At 32.0% G+C, this 19484-nt stretch carries 18 protein-coding genes and 1 rRNA gene; 15 read left to right on the top strand and 4 right to left on the bottom strand.

Annotated elements, in window-relative coordinates:
- Positions 1–3: 3 nt before the first annotated feature.
- From K292_RS16840 to K292_RS0110530, 6 genes are all read left to right on the top strand, one after another.
- The gene (locus K292_RS16840; RefSeq protein WP_051280650.1) at positions 4–1404 is read left to right on the top strand and encodes a D-alanyl-D-alanine carboxypeptidase family protein; all 1401 of its coding nucleotides are present in this window, start codon (positions 4–6) and stop codon (positions 1402–1404) included.
- Positions 1405–1594: 190 nt separating this feature from the next.
- Positions 1595–3094 carry a 4-alpha-glucanotransferase gene (gene malQ, locus K292_RS0110550; RefSeq protein ID WP_027399809.1) on the top strand — a complete coding sequence of 500 codons (1500 nt, stop codon included), beginning with the start codon at positions 1595–1597 and terminating at the stop codon, positions 3092–3094.
- A gap of 21 nt (positions 3095–3115) precedes the next feature.
- The gene (locus tag K292_RS0110545) at positions 3116–3616 is read left to right on the top strand and encodes a pyridoxamine 5'-phosphate oxidase family protein (RefSeq protein WP_027399808.1); all 501 of its coding nucleotides are present in this window, start codon (positions 3116–3118) and stop codon (positions 3614–3616) included.
- On the top strand, positions 3603–4307 hold the full coding sequence (locus K292_RS0110540; RefSeq protein ID WP_027399807.1) for a hypothetical protein: 705 nt from the start codon (positions 3603–3605) through the stop codon (positions 4305–4307). The genes K292_RS0110545 and K292_RS0110540 overlap by 14 nt, the downstream gene beginning before the upstream one ends.
- Positions 4300–6159, top strand: coding sequence for an excinuclease ABC subunit UvrC (gene uvrC, locus K292_RS0110535; protein ID WP_027399806.1), 1860 nt, complete (start codon positions 4300–4302; stop codon positions 6157–6159). The genes K292_RS0110540 and uvrC overlap by 8 nt, the downstream gene beginning before the upstream one ends.
- Positions 6160–6225: 66 nt before the next feature.
- Entirely contained in the window at positions 6226–6531 is a 306-nt protein-coding gene (locus tag K292_RS0110530; RefSeq protein WP_027399805.1) for a DUF1292 domain-containing protein, read from the top strand.
- A 406-nt stretch (positions 6532–6937) separates the two neighbouring features.
- Here K292_RS0110530 and K292_RS0110525 read toward each other — a convergent pair whose 3' ends face one another.
- The 4 genes from K292_RS0110525 to K292_RS0110510 form a co-directional block, all read right to left on the bottom strand.
- Complete coding sequence (locus K292_RS0110525; protein WP_027399804.1) at positions 6938–8662, bottom strand: [FeFe] hydrogenase, group A; 1725 nt, start codon at positions 8660–8662, stop codon at positions 6938–6940.
- A 20-nt stretch (positions 8663–8682) separates the two neighbouring features.
- A complete protein-coding gene (locus tag K292_RS16835; protein WP_084145976.1) occupies positions 8683–10434 on the bottom strand; it encodes an NADH-quinone oxidoreductase subunit NuoF in 1752 nt (583 codons plus the stop codon).
- An 11-nt stretch (positions 10435–10445) separates the two neighbouring features.
- On the bottom strand, positions 10446–10982 hold the full coding sequence (gene nuoE, locus K292_RS0110515) for an NADH-quinone oxidoreductase subunit NuoE (RefSeq protein ID WP_027399803.1): 537 nt from the start codon (positions 10980–10982) through the stop codon (positions 10446–10448).
- A 270-nt stretch (positions 10983–11252) separates the two neighbouring features.
- A complete protein-coding gene (locus tag K292_RS0110510) occupies positions 11253–12452 on the bottom strand; it encodes an AI-2E family transporter (protein WP_027399802.1) in 1200 nt (399 codons plus the stop codon).
- Positions 12453–12726: 274 nt separating this feature from the next.
- Here K292_RS0110510 and K292_RS19325 point away from each other — a divergent pair, with 274 nt between their 5' ends.
- The 9 genes from K292_RS19325 to K292_RS0110470 all read left to right on the top strand — a co-directional run.
- A complete protein-coding gene (locus tag K292_RS19325) occupies positions 12727–12984 on the top strand; it encodes a peptidase U32 family protein (protein ID WP_156900524.1) in 258 nt (85 codons plus the stop codon).
- Positions 12947–13030: a hypothetical protein gene (locus tag K292_RS19575; protein ID WP_156900526.1), complete on the top strand. Its 84-nt coding sequence runs from the start codon at positions 12947–12949 to the stop codon at positions 13028–13030. The genes K292_RS19325 and K292_RS19575 overlap by 38 nt, the downstream gene beginning before the upstream one ends.
- The gene (locus K292_RS19320) at positions 13011–13199 is read left to right on the top strand and encodes a peptidase U32 family protein (protein WP_169515456.1); all 189 of its coding nucleotides are present in this window, start codon (positions 13011–13013) and stop codon (positions 13197–13199) included. Before K292_RS19575 ends, K292_RS19320 begins: the two co-directional genes overlap by 20 nt.
- A gap of 38 nt (positions 13200–13237) precedes the next feature.
- On the top strand, positions 13238–13513 hold the full coding sequence (locus tag K292_RS19315) for a U32 family peptidase (RefSeq protein WP_027399799.1): 276 nt from the start codon (positions 13238–13240) through the stop codon (positions 13511–13513).
- Positions 13514–13576: 63 nt separating this feature from the next.
- On the top strand, positions 13577–13909 hold the full coding sequence (locus K292_RS17920) for a hypothetical protein (RefSeq protein ID WP_027399798.1): 333 nt from the start codon (positions 13577–13579) through the stop codon (positions 13907–13909).
- 16 nt (positions 13910–13925) lie between these two features.
- Positions 13926–14000, top strand: a complete 75-nt coding sequence (locus K292_RS19570; RefSeq protein WP_084145977.1) for a hypothetical protein — start codon at positions 13926–13928, stop codon at positions 13998–14000.
- Positions 14001–14271: 271 nt separating this feature from the next.
- Positions 14272–14952 carry a hypothetical protein gene (locus K292_RS0110480; RefSeq protein ID WP_027399797.1) on the top strand — a complete coding sequence of 227 codons (681 nt, stop codon included), beginning with the start codon at positions 14272–14274 and terminating at the stop codon, positions 14950–14952.
- 155 nt (positions 14953–15107) lie between these two features.
- Entirely contained in the window at positions 15108–18665 is a 3558-nt protein-coding gene (gene nifJ, locus K292_RS0110475) for a pyruvate:ferredoxin (flavodoxin) oxidoreductase (RefSeq protein WP_245570856.1), read from the top strand.
- Positions 18666–19381: 716 nt separating this feature from the next.
- A 16S ribosomal RNA gene (locus tag K292_RS0110470) occupies positions 19382–19484 on the top strand; the annotation flags it as partial.

Genomic DNA, 19484 nt, shown 5'->3' with positions numbered 1-19484 from the left:
ATTATGAAGAATTTTTTTTCAATATTGATTTTATCACTTATTTTAATAAATATTTTTGTTAATGAAGAAACTGTTTATGCGGCTACTGAAGAACCTACAATTGATGCGCAAGCAGCAGTATTAATTGATGCTAATACAGGACAAGTACTTTATGATAAAAATATGAATGAAAAAATGTATCCTGCAAGTACTACAAAAATCATAACGAGTATTCTTGCTCTTGAAAATTTAGATTTATCAAAGACCATGGTAATTGATGAAGATACACCTTATACGGAAGGTGCCAGAATTTATCTTTTAGAAGGTGAAGAGATTTTAACAGAACAGGTATTAAAGGCTATGCTTATAGAATCAGCTAATGATGCTGCTGTAGCTCTTGCAAAGGAGGTTGCCGGAAATATTCCTGATTTTGCGAAAATGATGAACAAGAGAGCAAAAGAGCTAGGAGCTAAAAATTCAAATTTTGTAAATCCTAACGGATTATATGAGGATGAACATGTAAGTACTGCATATGATTTAGCCATGATAGCTAAATATGCTATGCAGAATAAAGTATTTAGGGAAATAGTGTTAACTTATCGATATATAATTCCCGCAACAAATAAACAAGATACAAGATATTTATATAATCCAAACAGGCTGATTTATGATGAAATAACTAAGGTTAATGTAAATGGAACAATTAGGCCCGCTAAATATGATGGAGCTACAGGAATTAAAACCGGATATACTCCCGAAGCAGGAGGATGTTTAGTTTCCTCGGCCAAAAGAGGAGATACAGAATTAATTAGCGTAGTATTACATTCAACAAATAGATTTGGAGATAGTATCGCACTTTTAGATTATGGATTTGGTAATTATAAAAGTACTAAAGCTATGGAAAAAGGCACTGCTTTAGGAGAAGTAAAGGTAAAAAAAGGTGCAGATTCCAAAGTTGATGTAGTATTAGCTCAGGATGCATATGTAACTATACCAATAGAAGCCTCTGAGAAGATTGTAAATAAAAAGATTATTCTTGACGAAAAGGTAACCGCGCCTATATCAAAAGGACAAAAAGTTGGTATTGTAGAAATTTATGAAGGTGACAAACTTGTAGGAAAAGCGGATGCTGTCGCAAATTCAAAAGTACCGGAAGGAAGAATTCTTTCTAATATAGGTATAAGTGATGCATTAGCTAAAAAAATATTCTTTATTTTGCAAGCTATTTTTCTGATTTTTATTATTTTATTAATTGCATATGTTTCAATAAAGCGTAGAAGATTGAAAATAAAAAAACAAAAAAGAGCTGAACTGATAGAAAAAACCAGATTAAAAAAAGAAAATGCTTGGAAAGAATGGTCTATGGAATATGATAAAAGAGAAAACCCTTTTAATAAGTATAATAAATTAGATAATTTTAAATAATATTATGTAAAAATAAACTGCACTTCAAACTTTAGAAAAAATATTCTTTAGAAGTGCAGTTATTTTATTATAGCCGTTAGATATGATTCGTAGGAATCATATTATATTTAGTATTTTCTATTCCCTCTTTAGGTATGGCTATAATATAATGTTATAAAGTAATATGGTTAAAATTTAAGGAGAAAGCAAAATGGAAAGATGTTCTGGAATTCTATTGCATATAAGTTCGTTACCTGGGCCATATGGAATTGGTACCTTTGGAAAATGTGCATATGATTTTACTGATTTTTTAAAAGATTCTAGGCAACATTTTTGGCAAATATTACCTTTAGGAGCCACAAGCTTTGGGGATTCACCTTATCAATCTCCATCTGCATTTGCTTTAAATCCATATTTCATTGATTTTGAATTATTAAGAGAAGATGGTTTATTAGAAAAAAGTGATTATGATAATTATGATTTTGGCCAAGATGATTACTGTATAGATTTTAAAAAAATATATATAAATAAAGAAAAAGTATTAAGAAAAGCCTTTAAAAAAATAAAAGAAAATTCATTTTATTTTAATTCTTTAAAAAAACAATTTTTAGATTTTATAAAAATAAATAGTTTTTGGCTTGATGATTATTCACTTTTTATGGCATTAAAGTTACATTTTAATGGTATACAATGGAATGAATGGGATAAAGATATTAAGTTTAGAAAGCAAAATGCGATTTGTTATTATAAAGAAAAATATACAGAAGAAATTCAGTATTTCCAATTTATCCAGTTTATCGCTAATAAACAATGGAAAGCCTTAAAAAACTACATTAATCAACAAGATATTCAAATTATAGGAGATATCCCCATTTACGCAGCTGGTGACAGTGCTGATTGTTGGGTGAATTCCCAAACAGGAATTTTTAAATTTGATAATAATTTAGATCCGTCTTTTGTTGCGGGATGTCCGCCAGATTATTTCTCTTCAGAAGGTCAATATTGGGGCAATCCTGTTTATAACTGGGACGTTAATAAGGATTTAAACTATGTATGGTGGATTTCAAGAATAGAGCACTCTTTAAAAATTTATGACTGGATTAGACTGGATCATTTTAGAGGATTGGAAAGCTATTGGGAAATTCCTTACAATTATTCTGCAACCTTAGGATCATGGAGGAAAGGACCCGATATAGATTTTATTAATATAATTAAATCCTCTCTCGGAAATGTTAATATAATAGCAGAGGATTTAGGTTTTATGACAGATGGTGTCAAAGAGCTGCTAAAGCAAAGCGGATTTCCTGGTATGAGAGTTTTAGCTTTTGCATTTGATTCGGGTAAAGGCAATAATCATTTGCCTCATAATTATGAAAAAAATTGTGTGGCATATACAGGGACCCATGATAATGATACAATAATAGGGTGGTTTGAACATACATCAGAAGAAAGTAAGAAAAGAGCAGCTAATTATTTAAAGTTAGATATAAAAGAAGGGTATAATTGGGGGTTTATACGTGGTATTTTTTCGTCTAATGCAAATCTAGCTATTGTACCTATGCAGGATATACTAGGTCTTGGCTCGGAAGCTAGAATGAATATACCATCAACGTTAGGCGGTCAAAATTGGAAATGGCGTATGAAGCCAAATTCAATATCAAAAGAATTAATTGAAAAATTAAAAGAAATAACGGAGCTATATGAAAGATAAAAAATGAAAGAGGTACTATAAATGAGAAGAAGAGATAGAGAAATAAAAGACGAAAATGAAATTATAGAAATTCTAAAAAAGAGCTTTGTATGTCACCTTGCAATGTGTTCTGATAATAAACCTTATGTTATTCCAATGATCTATGTGTATAATGATAATTGTTTATATTTCCATTGTGCTGATGTAGGGCAAAAGTTAGACATTTTAAGAGTTAATAATGAAGTTTGCTTTGAAGTCCAAAATTCATCATCTGATATTATTAAGAATGCAGGTATGCCCTGTGATTGGGGGTTCCAATTTGAAAGTGTTATAGGTTTTGGAAAAGCAGAGCTTCTTGAAAATGATGAAGATAAGATTTCAGTGTATGATTTATTCGTTGGAAAGATGGCACCTGCAGATTATATTCATAAGCCTACTGTAAATGGAGATGGCCCTTATGTACCTAAAAAGATAAAAGGCAGTTATATTATAAAAGTTAATATTGATAGTATGACAGGGAAAAAATGGAATGGACATAAATAGTATGAAAAATAAGCTTATTGTAATCGATAAAGATGAAATAAAAGAGTTAGGATCTAAATATTTCAACAGAATTTGTGCCGACTCTATAGAAGGAGAGCAAAAAGAAGCTTTCCTGAAATCTATTAGAAACGCACAAGAACATGTATTAAAGAATATAGAGCCAAAAGTAATTTGTTCTTATTATAATATTGATGGAGAATGTTATCCTATGGTCTTAGAGGGCAACACCTTCGAAGGAGGAATATTTAACTATTTTAATCAATTCAAAGTAAACGGAATATTGATTTACCTCCTTACAATCGGAGATTTAAAAAAAACACAAGATATGAAACTTCTTGAACAATATTATATTGATGCATGGGGCAGTGCTTATGTTGAAGCTGCACATGATGTATTAAAGGCAGAATTAATTAAAATTTTTAATAATAAAAAAGATCAGCATTGTTATGTATCTGAACCTTTTGGTCCGGGATATTTTGGTATTAATGTAAGAGATACGAAAAAATTATATAATTTATTAAATCATGAATATTTAAACCTGAAGATCTCGGAAGCAGGTATGATGAATCCGGAAAAATCTTGTTCAGGATTCTATATGATATCAAATGAAGATATCTCTTTACCTGAGGATAACTGTGCATATTGTAAAGCAATTGGCAATTGCGAATATTGTAGGAAGAAAAATGTTTGATATAAAAGAAAATCTAAAAAAATTACCTGATAAGCCGGGTGTCTATTTACATAAAGATGCATCAGGCCAGATTATTTACGTGGGAAAAGCCGTTTCATTAAAAAACAGAGTTCGTCAGTATTTTCAATCATCTAAAAATAAAGATGCTAAAGTTTTAGCTATGGTATCTCATATTGAAGAGTTTGAATATATTACCACAAACACTGAGATGGAGGCTTTAATTTTAGAATGTAATTTAATTAAAAAATATATGCCTAAGTATAATATACTACTAAGAGATGATAAGACTTTTCCTTACATTAAATTAACAACTAATGAAAAGTGGCCAAGAATTATTAAAACAAGGAAAATCTATCATGATGGATGTAAATATTTTGGCCCATATACAGATGTTTCCGCTGTAAATAACATTATTGATTTATTAAACAGAATATATGAATTAAAACGATGTTCAACTGTAAAATTCACAAATGATTTTAAGCCTTGTTTAAATTATCATATAAATCAATGCAAGGGTATTTGTGCGGGAAAGGTTAGTGAAGAAGAATACAAAAGAGCAATTGAACATGTAATGGAATTTTTAAACGGAAAGAATAAACCTATTTTAGACTATCTAAATGATAAAATGATTAAGGCTTCAGAAAAATTGGAATTTGAAAAAGCCGCAGAATTCAGAGATTATATTTTAGCTGTAAAAGCAATAAGTGAAAAGCAAAGGATTACACTTTTAAATGTAGGAGATATAGATATAATATTAGCGGTGAGAGGTCAAAAAGAAGCCCATATTGTTATGTTTTTCATAAAGCAGGGAAAACTCAGTGGGAGGGAAAGTTATCATTTACAGACAAATCCTGAGGATCCTAAGCCATATATAGTATCGGAGTTTATTAAACAGTACTATACAGAAAATTCAATGATACCCAAGGAAATTATTGTTGAGAGCTATTTAGAAGAAACAGAATTATTAGAACAATTTCTTTCTGAAATTCGAGGTAGCGCGGTAAAAATTATAATTCCACAGAAAGGTGATAAAAAAGCACTTTTAGATATGGCTAAGAGAGATGTAATTGAAATGACTAAGACTTTAGATGAAAAAGCAAATCGAGAAAAAGAAAAAGAGATGTCTTTAAATTCTGAACTTTATCATATCTTTGGAGATGTGCTGCAAATCTGCCATGAAGAATATAAAAATAATATTGTAAACAGAAAGCATATCCGGATAGAGGCATATGATATATCTAATACAAATGGTGTTGACTCAGTTGGTGCTATGGTAGTGTTTGAAGGAAATAAACCTATCAAAAAGGATTATCGCAGGTTTAAGATTAGAACTGTAGAAGGCCCAAATGATTATGGAAGCTTACAAGAAATACTTTACAGAAGATTTAAGAGGAGTCTTTTAGGGGATAAAGGGTTTAGCAAAATGCCGGATTTGATCCTTATGGATGGTGGTAAAGCGCAAGTTTCTGTAGCAAAGCAAACTTTAGATGCTTTAAAAATAAATATCCCTGTTGCCGGTATGGTTAAGGATGATAAACACAGAACAAGAGGATTAATATATAATGATAAGGAAATTGATTTAAAAGGCAACAATATTCTTTTTAAATATTTCACTATCATTCAAGATGAAGTTCATAGATTTGCCATAGAATATCATCAAGGATTGAGAAACAAATCAATTCGTATATCAGAATTAGATAAAATAGAAGGTATTGGGGAAAAAAGGCGTAATGAACTTTTAAGGTATTTTGGAAGTATAGAAACAATAAAAGAAGCGAGCATAGAAGCTTTAGAAGAAGTTCCAACTATGACAAAGCTGTCAGCTAAGAAAGTTCACGAATATTTCCATTGATAATTGAGCAGTATAGTGGTATAGTAGTCATACAAAGAATTTAGAAAATAATGGAGGATTAATATTATGACTGATAAAGAAAAATGCAATCCATGCGGTTGTAATGATGAATGTGATTGTTCAGAAGAAGATGCAGATTTTCTTACTTTAGAATTTGATGATGGACAGGAAGTTGAATGTGAAATCATGGGTGTCTTTGATTTTGAGGGTAAAGAATATATTGCATTAATTCCTGATGATGATTCAGACGATGTTTACATTTATGGCTATAAAGAAGTAGGAGAAGATGAATTTGAATTAGTTGATATTGATGACGATGAAGAATTTAAAAAGGTTGTAGATGAATTTGAAAAAATAACAGCAGAAGAATAATTTCTAGTCTACTATATTTTTATTGAAATTTACAAGCATGTGGGGTTGTAGTGCTAAGGGATTAGTACACAGCTCCTTTTTAATGCAAATTAACTCAAACTGAAAGAGTAATAAAATTAAAAGCTTCTACTTTTTATGATTTTTTAACTTTTGAAAATTATACCTTAGGTAAAATGGTAAAAATGCTTTTATTTGTAATAGGAATGGGATTTTCAATTTATGGTTTAAGATGATTAAAGACGATTTAACTAAGATCTTATAATGTGGTAAAGTAAATATAAGAATACTTAATAGTCTTTTCTACTATGAATTATTCTTTGTAACACAAATATAAAAAATGATAAAAAAGAAATAAGAGATAGATTTTAAATCTACCTCCTATTTCTTAAAACGTTAAGTGCTTGTTTTACTTATGGTTATAATGAACATGAAGTAATTCATGAGCTTTATCTTTAATAATATCTTTATAAATTGGTTCTATAATTGGATTTGCATCAGAATGTTTAATTCTAGTCATTTTATCTGTTGAATAAAGGCCTTGTGCTCTTAATGTTTTTGTCTCCCTTGAACTTTGAGGCTGACCACCTCCGCCGATACATCCTGTTGGGCAAGCCATAACTTCAATAAAGTCATAATGTTCTTCTCCAGATTTTACTTTTTGAATCAATTCTTCTGTGTTTTTTAATCCACTTACAACAGCAAGCTTAAGAGTTCTGTCTCCATAAGGAATTTCGAAAACTTTTACCCCTTCAAGACCTCTTACTCCTGAGTACGTAATATTGTTAAATGTTGTATGATCTTTTGTAGGTACTAGTCTACGAATTACAGCTTCTGTAACACCTCCGGTAACACCGAAGATAACGCCAGCACCACTGTACATACCAAACGGCATATCTGATGCTTCAGGTACTAATTCGTTAAATTCAACACCAGCTTCCCAAATCATGTTTGCAAGCTCTTGTGTAGTCAGTACTAAATCAGTATCGTATTTTCCGTCTACTTTTCCATTTGTCTTGAATTCTTCACGAGACGCTTCATATTTTTTAGCTGTACAAGGCATAATTGCGATAACAAATGTTTCGCGATCATCCATTTTATTTTCAGGCTTAGAAGCATATTCCTTAAATACAGAACTGAACATTCCCATAGGAGATTTACAGCTTGAAATTTGCGGCAGTAAATCAGGATGTCTGTTTTCCACATATTTTATCCAGCCAGGACAACAGGAAGTAAACAATGGAAGTTTTGCTCCGCTTTTAAGTTTTTCTAAAAATTCATTTGACTCTTCAATAACTGTTAAGTCTGCACTGAAAGATGTATCATAGATTTCGTCAAATCCTATTTTTCTCATAGCTGCAACAATAAGAGGCATTACACTTTCTCCAGGAGGAAGATCAAATTCTTCACCTAAAGCAACTCTCACAGCAGGAGCTATTTGAACTACAACTCTCTTGTTTTTATCATAAATTGCTTTCCAAGCTTCTTCTACCTGGTTATTTACAACAATTGCAGCAGTTGGACAAACAGCGGCACATTGACCACAGTTTACACAATCTGTTTCAGCAATAGGATCATCAAACGCAGGACAAACCATTAACTCATAGCCTCTAAGTGCAAAGTCAATTGCGCCTACATTTTGATTCTCACTGCACATTCTTACGCAGTCACCACATTGAATACACTTATTTGGGTCTCTTGTTATTGATGGACTTGAACGGTCAATCGTATACTCATCCTTATAAGCTTTTTGTGTTTTATCAAATTTAATTTGTTGGATTCCAAAACGTCTTGCAAGATCTTGAAGTCTGCAGTCACCACTCTTTGAACAAGTAGTACATTCACGGCAATGTGATGAAAGAAGTAGCTTAAGAATAAGCTTTCTGTGTTTATGAAGTTTTGGAGTATTTGTTTTAATTTCCATTCCATTTTTGGGTGGAGTTGAACAAGAAGTAATAATTCCACCTCTGTTATCTTCTACGATACACATTCTGCAAGCACCGTAAATAGATAGATCTGAGTAGTAACAAAATGTCGGAAGATCAATTCCGGCTTTTCTAACTACTTCTAAAATATTTCTTTCGTCGGTATACGGCACTTTTTCGCCGTTAATAATCATATAATTTTGTGACATAATATATTTACCCCCACCTCTTACTCTACTACAATTGCATTAAATTTACATGCACCAATACAAGCCATACACTTAATACATTTTTCTGAATCAATAACAAATGGGTTTTTAAGTTCTCCTGAAATAGCTTCAGCAGGACAGACTCTCTTACACAGTGAGCAGCCCTTACAAGCTTCAGGATTAATGCGAACTTTTTTAAATGCTTTACAATTATGAGTTGGGCATACTTTATCTACAACGTGAGCTAAATATTCATCTCTAAACTGGGTGATAGTACTTACTACAGGGTTTGGAGCAGTTTTGCCTAATCCGCATAATGATGCTGCGGAAATTGTATCTGCAAGGTCTAAAAGTGTATCGATTGTATCTTCAGTACCTCTTCCTTCTACAATATCATCAAGTAATTCTAGCATTACATGAGTACCTTCTCTGCATGGTACACATTTACCACAAGATTCATGCTGTGTAAAATTCATGAAGAATCTAGCAATACTTACCATACAAGTATCTTCATCCATAACTACAAGACCACCGGATCCTATCATAGCTCCTACTTTTTTCAAACTATCAAAGTCAAGAGGTAATTTTAGATGTTCTTTTGTAAGACATCCACCAGAAGGTCCTCCAATTTGGACAGCCTTAAACTCTTTACCGTTTTTAACACCGCCACCTAAATCAAAAATAATGGTTTCAAGTGTAGTCCCCATAGGAACTTCAATTAGGCCAGTATTATTTACGTTACCTGTTAAAGCAAAAGCTTTAGTTCCGGAACTTTTTTCTGTGCCGATTTTTTTATAATTTTCAGAACCTATTGTAATTATTTCAGGAACATTTGCAAAAGTTTCAACGTTATTTAAAACAGTTGGTTTTCCAAATAAACCTTGTTCAACAGTACGAGGAGGTTTTACTCTTGGCATACCGCGGTTACCTTCTATTGATGCTGTAAGAGCACTTCCTTCACCGCAAACAAATGCACCAGCTCCAAGATTGATATTTATTTTAAAGTCAAAATTTGAACCTAAGATATTCTTACCTAGGTAACCAGCTTTTTCTGCTTGTTCAATTGCTATCTTAAGTCTATGAACTGCAAGGGGATACTCAGCACGAACATAAATATATGCTTCATGAGCTCCGGTAGCAACACCGGCAATAATCATACCTTCCAGCATTCTATGAGGATCTCCCTCCATTACACTTCTGTCCATGAATGCTCCTGGATCTCCCTCGTCTGCATTACATACCACATATTTTGTCGGCTCTGCTTGGCTGCGAACTTGTATCCATTTTTTACCTGTAGGGAATCCACCGCCTCCTCTGCCACGAAGGTTTGAGTCGCTGATTTCCGCACAAATTTTATCTCCGTCCATTTCAAACAAAGCTTTCTTAAGAGCAGAATATCCACCAACAGCTATATAATCATCAATACTTTCAGGATTGATTAAACCGCAGTTCTTTAAAGCTATACGAGTTTGCTTATTTAGAAAATCTTCTCCTGATGGTGGAATTACATAAGCTTCCACAGCTTTTCCGCCAATTAAATGTTTTTCAACTATTTCATCAACCATCTCTGGTTGTACTTTTACATATCTTGTAAGATTATTATCATCGTCATAAACATCAACAATAGGTTCTAGGTAGCAAATTCCTATACAACCTGTAACACCTACGTTGATATCTAAATTTTTATCTTTAATTTGCTTTTCTAGTTCAGCAGTTGTTTTTTTTGCTCCGGAAGCAATACCACAACTACCTTGTCCAACTAATATTCTCATGTGGTACCTCCCTATTTCTCTGCTTCAGCTTTAATTTTTTTAAGAATTTCTTTTACACTGTCTTTTGTTAATTTTCCGTAAGTTTCTTCTCCTTCAGAAGAGCTTATCATCATAACAGGAGCCAAACTGCAGCAACCTAGACAGGCAACGTTATTCAATGTGAATAATCCATCTTCTGTTGTTTCCCCATCTTGAATATTAAGTTCACTGCATATTGCTTCTTCAATATCTTTAGAACCGTTAACGTGGCAAGCAGTACCTTGACACAGCATAATTAGGTTTTTTCCAATTGGTGCTAAACGAAATTGTGTGTAGAATGTTGCTACTCCATAAATTTTAGCTTGAGTGTATCCTGTTACTTGTGAGATATGTCTTATAACCTCACGGGATAGGTAACCATATATTTCTTGAGCTTTTTGTAAAATTATGATTAGGTTACCTTGCATGTCTTTGTACTCAGCTAAAATTTCATCCAGCGCGTAATAGTCTGTATCATCATTACAGCTACAAGTACAAGTGCAATTTTTAGTTTCCTTTTGAGATTGCATAGATTCCTCCATATACATTTTCCTCTAAATAAAATATAAAATCTTTTATCTATATACAGATAAGTAATAATATTACTTCTGCAATAAGTAAGTATACTTAATACAGTGGATTATGTAAAGAAAAATGAGTCACAAAACCGGTTACAAAATGCAACTTCCTTGATTAGTCAAAAAAAAACAGCAAAGTAATACACTTCGCTGTAAAGCGTCAGAAAATTTGGCTTTTTCGACAATTTTTAAATTAAATTTACTGTATATTTCGACAATGTATTATTGTAAACCATCGTTGCTGTCAATAGACTCAATTTTTTTCATTAAGAACACTTTTAAAATGGCTGCAATAGGAACGGCTAAAAGCATGCCTAAAATACCAAAATAATATCCGCCCACGGTAACAGCTATTAAAACAAACAGAGGGTGAAGACCTATACTTGAGCCCACAATTTTAGGATAAATAACGTTGCCATCAATTTGTTGGATTACCAAGAGTACAATCACAGCCAATGCACCTTGAGTAAAACCTCCGGTCAATAAACCAATGATTGCAGCAGGAATCATGCCAAGTATTGGACCAAAATACGGAATAACATTTGCAATACCTGCAAAACATCCAATAAAAACAGCAAAATCAAGACCAATTAATGATAAAGCGACTGATGATAAAAATGCAATAATCAGAGCATCTAACAATTGACCTCTTAAAAATTGAGATAGTACAATGTTAACATCGTTTAATATTTCACAAACAGAAGAATTTGCTTTTTGAGATAGCACTAAATGAAGAAATTTTCTCCAAAGGCGTTTAAAAAAGTCACGATCCTTTATTAAGTAAATACTGACAACCATTCCGAGAATTATATTTAATATACTGCCTCCTAAATTTGCTGCAAAATTAATAATTGCCGAGGTACTGAAATTATTGTTGAACCAATTTACAATAGTATTTAGTATATCGTCAATATTATCTTCAAAACCACTGGTTGGAAGAACTTTTGCCCATTGTGTAATATTATCTTCATACTTAAGAAAGTAGGAAGTTATACTATCCAGCATGCTTTGCAAGCTTGTAAAAACTAGTTGTCCTACAATTAAGACTGCAAAGCCGTAAATGATTAAACATATTGCAGTTATTATTAATAAAAATGTAATTATAATACTTACAAAACGCCTTGTCTTTAACCTTTTTTCAAGTTTTACGGGATCTGTAGGCAATTTAAAAAATAATTTTGATATAATTTTAACATCAATTAAATCTACAAGTGGGTTTAATAAATATGCTAAGATTAATCCGATAATTAAAGGAGACAGAGCTGAAAATATACTCTCTAATACCATTAATATAGTTGCTAATACTTGATTAAAATTGGCAATTATCTGATATAATATATATAACAGTGTTACAGTGAAAACTATGTATAAACAAAGCTTTACATAGCGCCAATCTGAAATCAGTTCCTTCATTTTTGACATGATTGCACCATCCTTTCGATAATAGTATTATATATCATATGATTTAATTTAAGCAAATTATTTATACCATATTATTCCTTAAATATCTTTAAAAAATACAAGTTTGAACAGGAGTTAAATAAATGAATAAAATACCTGAGCTTTTGGCACCGGCTGTTGGATTAATGCAGAAAATTTCAGTGATAATGAAATAAAAGAATCTGTATCTTATGCTCATGTAAGAGGTGTAAAAATTTATATAACTTTAAATACAGTATTGAATGGTGAAGAATTAATGTCAGCATTATTATATGCGGCTAAATTATATGATTATGGTATTGATGCACTTATTTTACAAGATTTAGGATTAGCAAATTTAATAAAAAAGTTTATATCAGAGTTTGAGATGCACCTTTCTATACAAGGTACGGTTTATAATTTACAAGGTGTAAAAGTAGCAAAAAACTTAGGATTCAGCAGAGTTGTATTAGCAAGAGAGCTATTCTTTAAAAGAAATAGAATCAATTACAAAAGAAAAAATTGCGGAAATTGAAGTATTTATTCATGGTGCTCTTTTCTTTGTTACTCAGACAATGTGAAATAAGTAACGAAATCGGTGGCAGAAGTGGCAATCGTGGTACTTGTGCGCAGCCGTGCAGATTACCATATCAAATATATAAAGAAGAAAAAGGATATATTCCTATAGGAAAAGAAACATATCTTTTGAGTCCTAAAGATCTTTGCACTGTAGAGTATCTTGATAAATAATAGAAGCAGGGGTTAATTCATTAAAAATTGAAGGTCGTATGAAATCTACGGAATATGTTACTATTGTAACAAAACTATATCGAAAATTTTTAGATTTGTATGCAAAGTATGATAAATATACTGTATTAAAATCCGATTTAGAAGACTTAAATCAAATTTATAATAGAGGAGGATTTACAAAAGGATATTTGTTTGAAAATCCAGGGAAGGATCTTATGTCAGGAGAGCTACCGAAGCATCAAGGTATATTAATCGGAAAAGTAGGCGGTAAAACTAATAAGAATGGTCTTATAAAAATTAATCTTGAAAAATAACTTTCATTACGAGATGGAATTTAAATAAGAAGTAAAGAGTTAGCTGGAAATGTAGTTACTTATATGAAAGATAAAAATGGACAGGCTTGTACCTATGCAAGAGCAGGAGATTTAGTTACGGTAGATGATATAAAAGGAAAAGTAAACAATGGTGATAAAGTATATAAGATTACAGATAAAAATTTAATGAAAGAAGCAAGAGATCGCTTTGAAGGAAAACCTTGGTATAAAGAGAAACTATTAAAAAAAGTTGATATTAAAATTGAGTTTCAAGCATATGCAGGTAAGTATGCCAGCATAAAAGTTCATGATGACAGAAATAATATTGTAATAAAAAGTTTAGATGAGCCAACGCAAGAGGCAGTAAATAAGAAGTTTAGATACAGCAATTATTAAGTCCCAATTAAATAAAATGGGAAAAACTCCTTTTCGTTTAAAAGAATGTGAAATAAATATTGGTACAAATATTTTTATTTTTTTATCATAAATCATTTAAGAAGAGAGGCTCTAGAAGAACTTTTGGAAAAAAGAAAACATATTGAGTCTAGACTATCATTAAAAAAAGCCATATATATGGAAAGAAAAGAAAAAGAAATTTAAATACTTTTAAAAAAATTGATAAAGATAAAGATATTAAAGATACTAAAATTAAAAAATAAGAAAGAGTTTGTATTTATTTTCTGCAAATGATCTTAAAAATTTAGATTTATCTTGGTTAGAAAAGATAAAGAGAATAATTACAAAATAACAATACGTATATGGGAAGAATTTATCTTCCTTATTATAGTTTCTTAGAAGCTGATTTTAAAAAATATATAGACGAATATACAGATAGAGGTTTTACTATGATTCCCGTGATACCAAATATAACAAAAGACTGGAATGATTTTACGATAAGGAGAAACTTTGATAAAATAGTTAAAATTGCTGATAAAAACGGAATTTCTATAGGAAATTTAGGCTGGATACAATCTTTTGTAAGCAGTGGTGTTGACGTCTTTGGTGATTATGGGTTGAATTTAATAAACAGTGCAGATTTTTTAGTTGCAAAACAACTTGGATTAAAAGAAGCTGTTATTTCTCATGATACGGATACTTCTTTAAATGAGATTAAAAATATTGATTTCCATGGCGTTAAAGCTGAATTAGCTATTGATGGTAAAATCCCTGTTATGACCAGTGCCCATTGTCTCCTTGGAGATCAGGGTTTATGTAATAAAGGTAATAGAGAAAATAGCAAAAATTATACTGCTGAAGATTTAATCTGCCAGAAAAATACTTATTATTTAATAGATAAAATGAATAAAAAATTTAGAATTATCAGTAATTACAAAAAATGTAATAGTGTAATAATTAGCTATAGAATGAATAAAAATAGATACATGCCAAAAGAATTAGGGCTGAATACCATTAACTACCTTAGAAGTTCCGGAAAATAGAGGTAAAAAATTGTATACAATTTTGTTTTTTTGTGTATATTGTATTAATTTCAAAAATTGTTTGACTATCCAAGGAAAAGGCATTAAAGTATATAAATATATACTCGGGGGAATTATTAAGTAAAATTATATAAAATCCTGGAGACGTTAATAGGATGTTTAAAGAGAGAGGGTTTATTTCTATGACACAAAGAAGAATGAAAACAATGGATGGAAATACAGCAGCAGCATATGTTTCGTATGCATTTACAGATGTAGCTGCTATATATCCAATCACACCATCATCCACAATGGCAGAAGTTGTAGATGAATGGGCTGCTTACGGCAAAAAAAATATATTTGGTCAGAGGGTAAGAATTGCTGAAATGCAATCTGAATCTGGTGCTGCAGGAACTTTTCATGGTTCTTTGGCGGCAGGTGCTCTGACAACAACTTATACAGCATCACAGGGCTTGCTGTTAATGATTCCAAATATGTATAAAGTTGCAGGGGAATTACTCCCCGGTGTGTTTCATGTAAGTGCAAGAACTTTGGCTACGCAAGCACTTTGTATTTTTGGAGACCATTCAGACGTAATGGCTACAAGACAGACTGGATTTGCGCTTCTTGCATCAAATTCCGTTCAAGAGGTAATTGATCTTGGTGGTATTGCCCATTTGGCTTCTATTAAATCAAGAGTACCTTTTTTACATTTTTTCGATGGATTTAGAACATCACATGAAATTCAAAAAGTAGAAGTAATTGAATATGACGATTTTAAGAAACTAGTTGATATGGATTCAGTGCAGGCATTCAGAAATCGCGCACTTAATCCCGAGCACCCTGTAATTAGGGGTACGGCACAAAATCCGGACATTTTCTTCCAAGCAAGAGAATCATCAAATAAATTTTATGATGCAGCGCCGGAAATTGTTGTTGAATACATGAATAAAATAAGTGAATTGACAGGCAGAAGCTATAAGCCTTTTGACTATGTTGGCGCCCCTGATGCAGAACATATTATTGTTGCAATGGGTTCAGTTTGTGAGACTATTGAAGAAACTGTAGATCAGATGGTTAAAAAGGGAAGAAAAGTAGGATTAATTAAAGTTAGACTTTACAGACCTTTTGTAGCAAAGTATTTCTTAGATGTTATGCCAAAATCAGTAAAGAAAATTGCAGTTCTTGACAGAACGAAAGAACCGGGGGCTCTTGGAGAACCTTTGTATCAAGATGTTAAAACTATGTTATATACCCAAGACAACGCACCAGAAGTATATGGTGGACGTTATGGATTGGGATCAAAGGATACAACTCCTGGAATGATTGTTGCTGTTTATGATAATTTAACGCAAGAAAATTCAAAGAATGATTTTACAATTGGTATAAATGATGATGTAACAGGCGGTTCTCTTCCTTATACAGATGGAGTAGAAGGTGAACCGGAAGGTACAATAAAATGTAAGTTCTGGGGACTAGGATCTGATGGTACAGTTGGAGCTAATAAAACTGCAATAAAAATCATTGGCGATAAAACAGATATGTATGCGCAAGGATATTTTGCTTATGACTCTAAGAAGTCAGGCGGTATTACGATTTCTCACTTAAGATTTGGTAAGAATCCTATTAAATCTACTTATTTAATTAATAAAGCAGATTTTGTGGCCTGTCATAATCAAGCATATATACGTCAATACGATATGCTGAAAGATTTAAAAGAAGGCGGGATTTTCTTATTAAGTTGTATTTGGTCTAAGGATGAACTTGATAAAAAACTTCCTGCTAGAGTAAAGAGAGAACTTGCAAGTAAGAAAGCAAAATTTTATATTTTAGATGCTGTAAATATTGCTCAGAAGATTGGTCTTGGAAGTAGAATCAATATGGTTATGCAGGCAGCATTCTTTAAGCTTTCCAATGTTATGCCAATAGATGATGCAATTAAGTATTTAAAAGAAGGTATTGAAAATACTTATGGAAATAAAGGTCAAAAAGTTGTTAACATGAACTGGGAAGCTGTAGATAATGGCGTTGCAAAAATTGTTGAAGTAGAAGTCCCTACTGATTGGGCAAATGCGAAGGATGAAAAAGAAGAAAAAGTAGAAGTTCCGAAATTCATTGAAGAAGTATTAATACCAATGACAAGACAAGAAGGGGATAGTCTTCCTGTCAGTGCTTTTGAAGGCAGAGAAGATGGTACGTTCCCATCAGGTACTGCTGCTTATGAAAAGAGAGGCGTTGCTGTACGTGTACCTGAATGGATACCTGAAAATTGTATTCAATGTAATCAATGTTCATTTGTATGTCCGCATGCAGCGATTAGACCGGTTCTATTAAATAAAGAAGAAAAAGGCAATGCCCCAAGTGACTTTACTACAGTTAAAGCTAAGGGCAAAGGTCTTGAAGATTACGAATATAGAATGCAAGTTTCTCCGTTAGATTGTATGGGTTGCGGAAATTGTGCAGATATTTGTCCATCTAAAGATAAAGCATTGGTTATGAAACCACTTGCAGAAGTTGTTAAGGAAAAAGACAACTGGACTTATGGAGTAGATGTTCCGATTAAAGACAAATTAATAAGTAAAGAAACTGTAAAAGGAAGTCAATTTGCATTGCCTTACATTGAATTCTCTGGAGCCTGTGCAGGGTGTGGAGAAACTCCTTACATTAAGGTTATAACTCAGTTATTTGGAGACAGAATGCTTATTGCAAATGCTACAGGATGTTCATCTATTTGGGGTGGTTCTGCACCAGCTATGCCTTATTGTAAAGATAAAAATGGTAGAGGTCCTGCTTGGGCAAATTCATTATTTGAAGATAATGCAGAATATGGATACGGTATGCTTTTGGCATCTAAACATATGAGGGAAAGTATTGAACAATCAATGAATGAATTACTTGAACTAAATATACCTCAAGACTTAAAATCTGCCTTCGAAGATTGGATTGCAAATAAAGAAGATGGAGAAACATCAAGAGAAACTAGTGATAAAGTAATTGATGAAATTGAAAAGCTGTCAATTAATGATAACGAGATAAATGCATTAATAAAAGAAATTGTTGATCGTAAGGATTATTTAGTTAAGAAATCAGTTTGGGCATTAGGCGGAGACGGATGGGCTTATGATATCGGATATGGCGGATTAGACCATGTACTTGCATCAGGTGAAAATATTAACATGCTTGTATTTGATACAGAAGTTTATTCGAATACCGGTGGTCAGTCTTCTAAGGCAACACCTACAGCTGCTATTGCTAAATTTGCTGCATCAGGTAAGAGAATTAAGAAGAAAGATCTTGGCATGATGGCCATGTCTTATGGATATGTATATGTAGCGCAGGTATCTATGGGAGCTGATAAGTCTCAATTTATGAAAGCGGTAATAGAAGCTGAGAAATATGATGGTCCTTCATTGATAATTTGTTATTCTACATGTATAAATCATGGACTAAGAAAAGGAATGGGTAAATCCCAAGAAGATATGAAGGATGCAGTAGAAGCAGGTTACTGGAATTTATATAGGTATAACCCAGAATTAAAAAAACAGGGTGAAAATCCATTTATACTAGATTCTAAAGAGCCTACTGCAAGCTTTAGAGATTATATCTTAGGGCAAGTAAGATATTCTTCATTAGCGAAAGAATTCCCGGATGTTGCTGAAAAATTATTTGAAGCAGCAGAAGAAAATGCTAAGGAAAGACTAGAAGGATATAAGAAATTAGCAGAGCAGAAATAAATAAATTTTTAACAATGAAAATGATAAATTTATAACAATATTTAAAAGAAGGTAGGTAAGCTACCTTCTTTTAAATTCTTTACTTTTTAATTATAATATTCATATATTATAAATCTAAGAAATAATGTTTTCCTTATAATATATCTAAAAAGTATCTCTCTATATAAAAGTATCTTTCTATTATAATATGAACGAATAAATGTAAATAAAAAATGTCGAAAAAACTCTAAAAATATATTGACAAAAGGAGTACCTTTTGATAAGCTATATTAGCTATCATTAAAGCGCTTCTGTAAAGAACAATTTATATCTATCTAATTAAAATAATACTTTGAAAAAAGTCAAAAAATGTTTAAAAAAAGTGTTGACAATGATGGCTGAAAGATATATACTAGTAAATGTTCCGCTCAAAACGGCAGAACAAAACGGGGGTAAGCAATTTAACCCTCTGCCGCAAAGAAATAAGCGGCACAGAACCTTGAAAACTCCATAGTGTAGAAATTTAGTCAAAGAGGACTTTAAGTAGTTCTCGAAAGAGACTAAAGTACAAACAATCAGCAAAGATTGGTAAGATGAATTCATAAACGAATGAGTCAACGTACAATTTCTTTAAAAAACAATAATTCTAGATTCGTATAACAAATATGAAGATAGAAAATGAAACGCGATGCGTTTTACTGAACCAGATTTTAAAGCTTCGGCTTTTAAATACAACTTTAATTAAGAGTTTGATCCTGGCTCAGGATGAACGCTGGCGGCGTGCCTAACACATGCAAGTCGAGCGGGAAATCTTAGAACGAAACTTCGGTCTAGTGAAAA

Source organism: Anaerovorax odorimutans DSM 5092 (genome assembly GCF_000426305.1).
Taxonomy (GTDB): domain Bacteria; phylum Bacillota; class Clostridia; order Peptostreptococcales; family Anaerovoracaceae; genus Anaerovorax; species Anaerovorax odorimutans.
This window is presented reverse-complemented; position numbering and strand designations above follow the sequence as displayed.

Bases quoted from the DNA above. Each gene is read 5' to 3' on its own strand.
- K292_RS16840 (WP_051280650.1), top strand. From the start codon at position 4: ATGAAGAATTTTTTTTCAATATTGATTTTATCACTTATTTTAATAAAT.
- malQ (WP_027399809.1), top strand. From the start codon at position 1,595: ATGGAAAGATGTTCTGGAATTCTATTGCATATAAGTTCGTTACCTGGG.
- K292_RS0110545 (WP_027399808.1), top strand. From the start codon at position 3,116: ATGAGAAGAAGAGATAGAGAAATAAAAGACGAAAATGAAATTATAGAA.
- K292_RS0110540 (WP_027399807.1), top strand. From the start codon at position 3,603: ATGGACATAAATAGTATGAAAAATAAGCTTATTGTAATCGATAAAGAT.
- uvrC (WP_027399806.1), top strand. From the start codon at position 4,300: ATGTTTGATATAAAAGAAAATCTAAAAAAATTACCTGATAAGCCGGGT.
- K292_RS0110530 (WP_027399805.1), top strand. From the start codon at position 6,226: ATGACTGATAAAGAAAAATGCAATCCATGCGGTTGTAATGATGAATGT.
- K292_RS0110525 (WP_027399804.1), bottom strand. From the start codon at position 8,662: ATGTCACAAAATTATATGATTATTAACGGCGAAAAAGTGCCGTATACC.
- K292_RS16835 (WP_084145976.1), bottom strand. From the start codon at position 10,434: ATGAGAATATTAGTTGGACAAGGTAGTTGTGGTATTGCTTCCGGAGCA.
- nuoE (WP_027399803.1), bottom strand. From the start codon at position 10,982: ATGCAATCTCAAAAGGAAACTAAAAATTGCACTTGTACTTGTAGCTGT.
- K292_RS0110510 (WP_027399802.1), bottom strand. From the start codon at position 12,452: ATGTCAAAAATGAAGGAACTGATTTCAGATTGGCGCTATGTAAAGCTT.
- K292_RS19325 (WP_156900524.1), top strand. From the start codon at position 12,727: ATGTCAGCATTATTATATGCGGCTAAATTATATGATTATGGTATTGAT.
- K292_RS19315 (WP_027399799.1), top strand. From the start codon at position 13,238: ATGAAATCTACGGAATATGTTACTATTGTAACAAAACTATATCGAAAA.
- K292_RS17920 (WP_027399798.1), top strand. From the start codon at position 13,577: ATGAAAGATAAAAATGGACAGGCTTGTACCTATGCAAGAGCAGGAGAT.
- K292_RS0110480 (WP_027399797.1), top strand. From the start codon at position 14,272: ATGGGAAGAATTTATCTTCCTTATTATAGTTTCTTAGAAGCTGATTTT.
- nifJ (WP_245570856.1), top strand. From the start codon at position 15,108: ATGTTTAAAGAGAGAGGGTTTATTTCTATGACACAAAGAAGAATGAAA.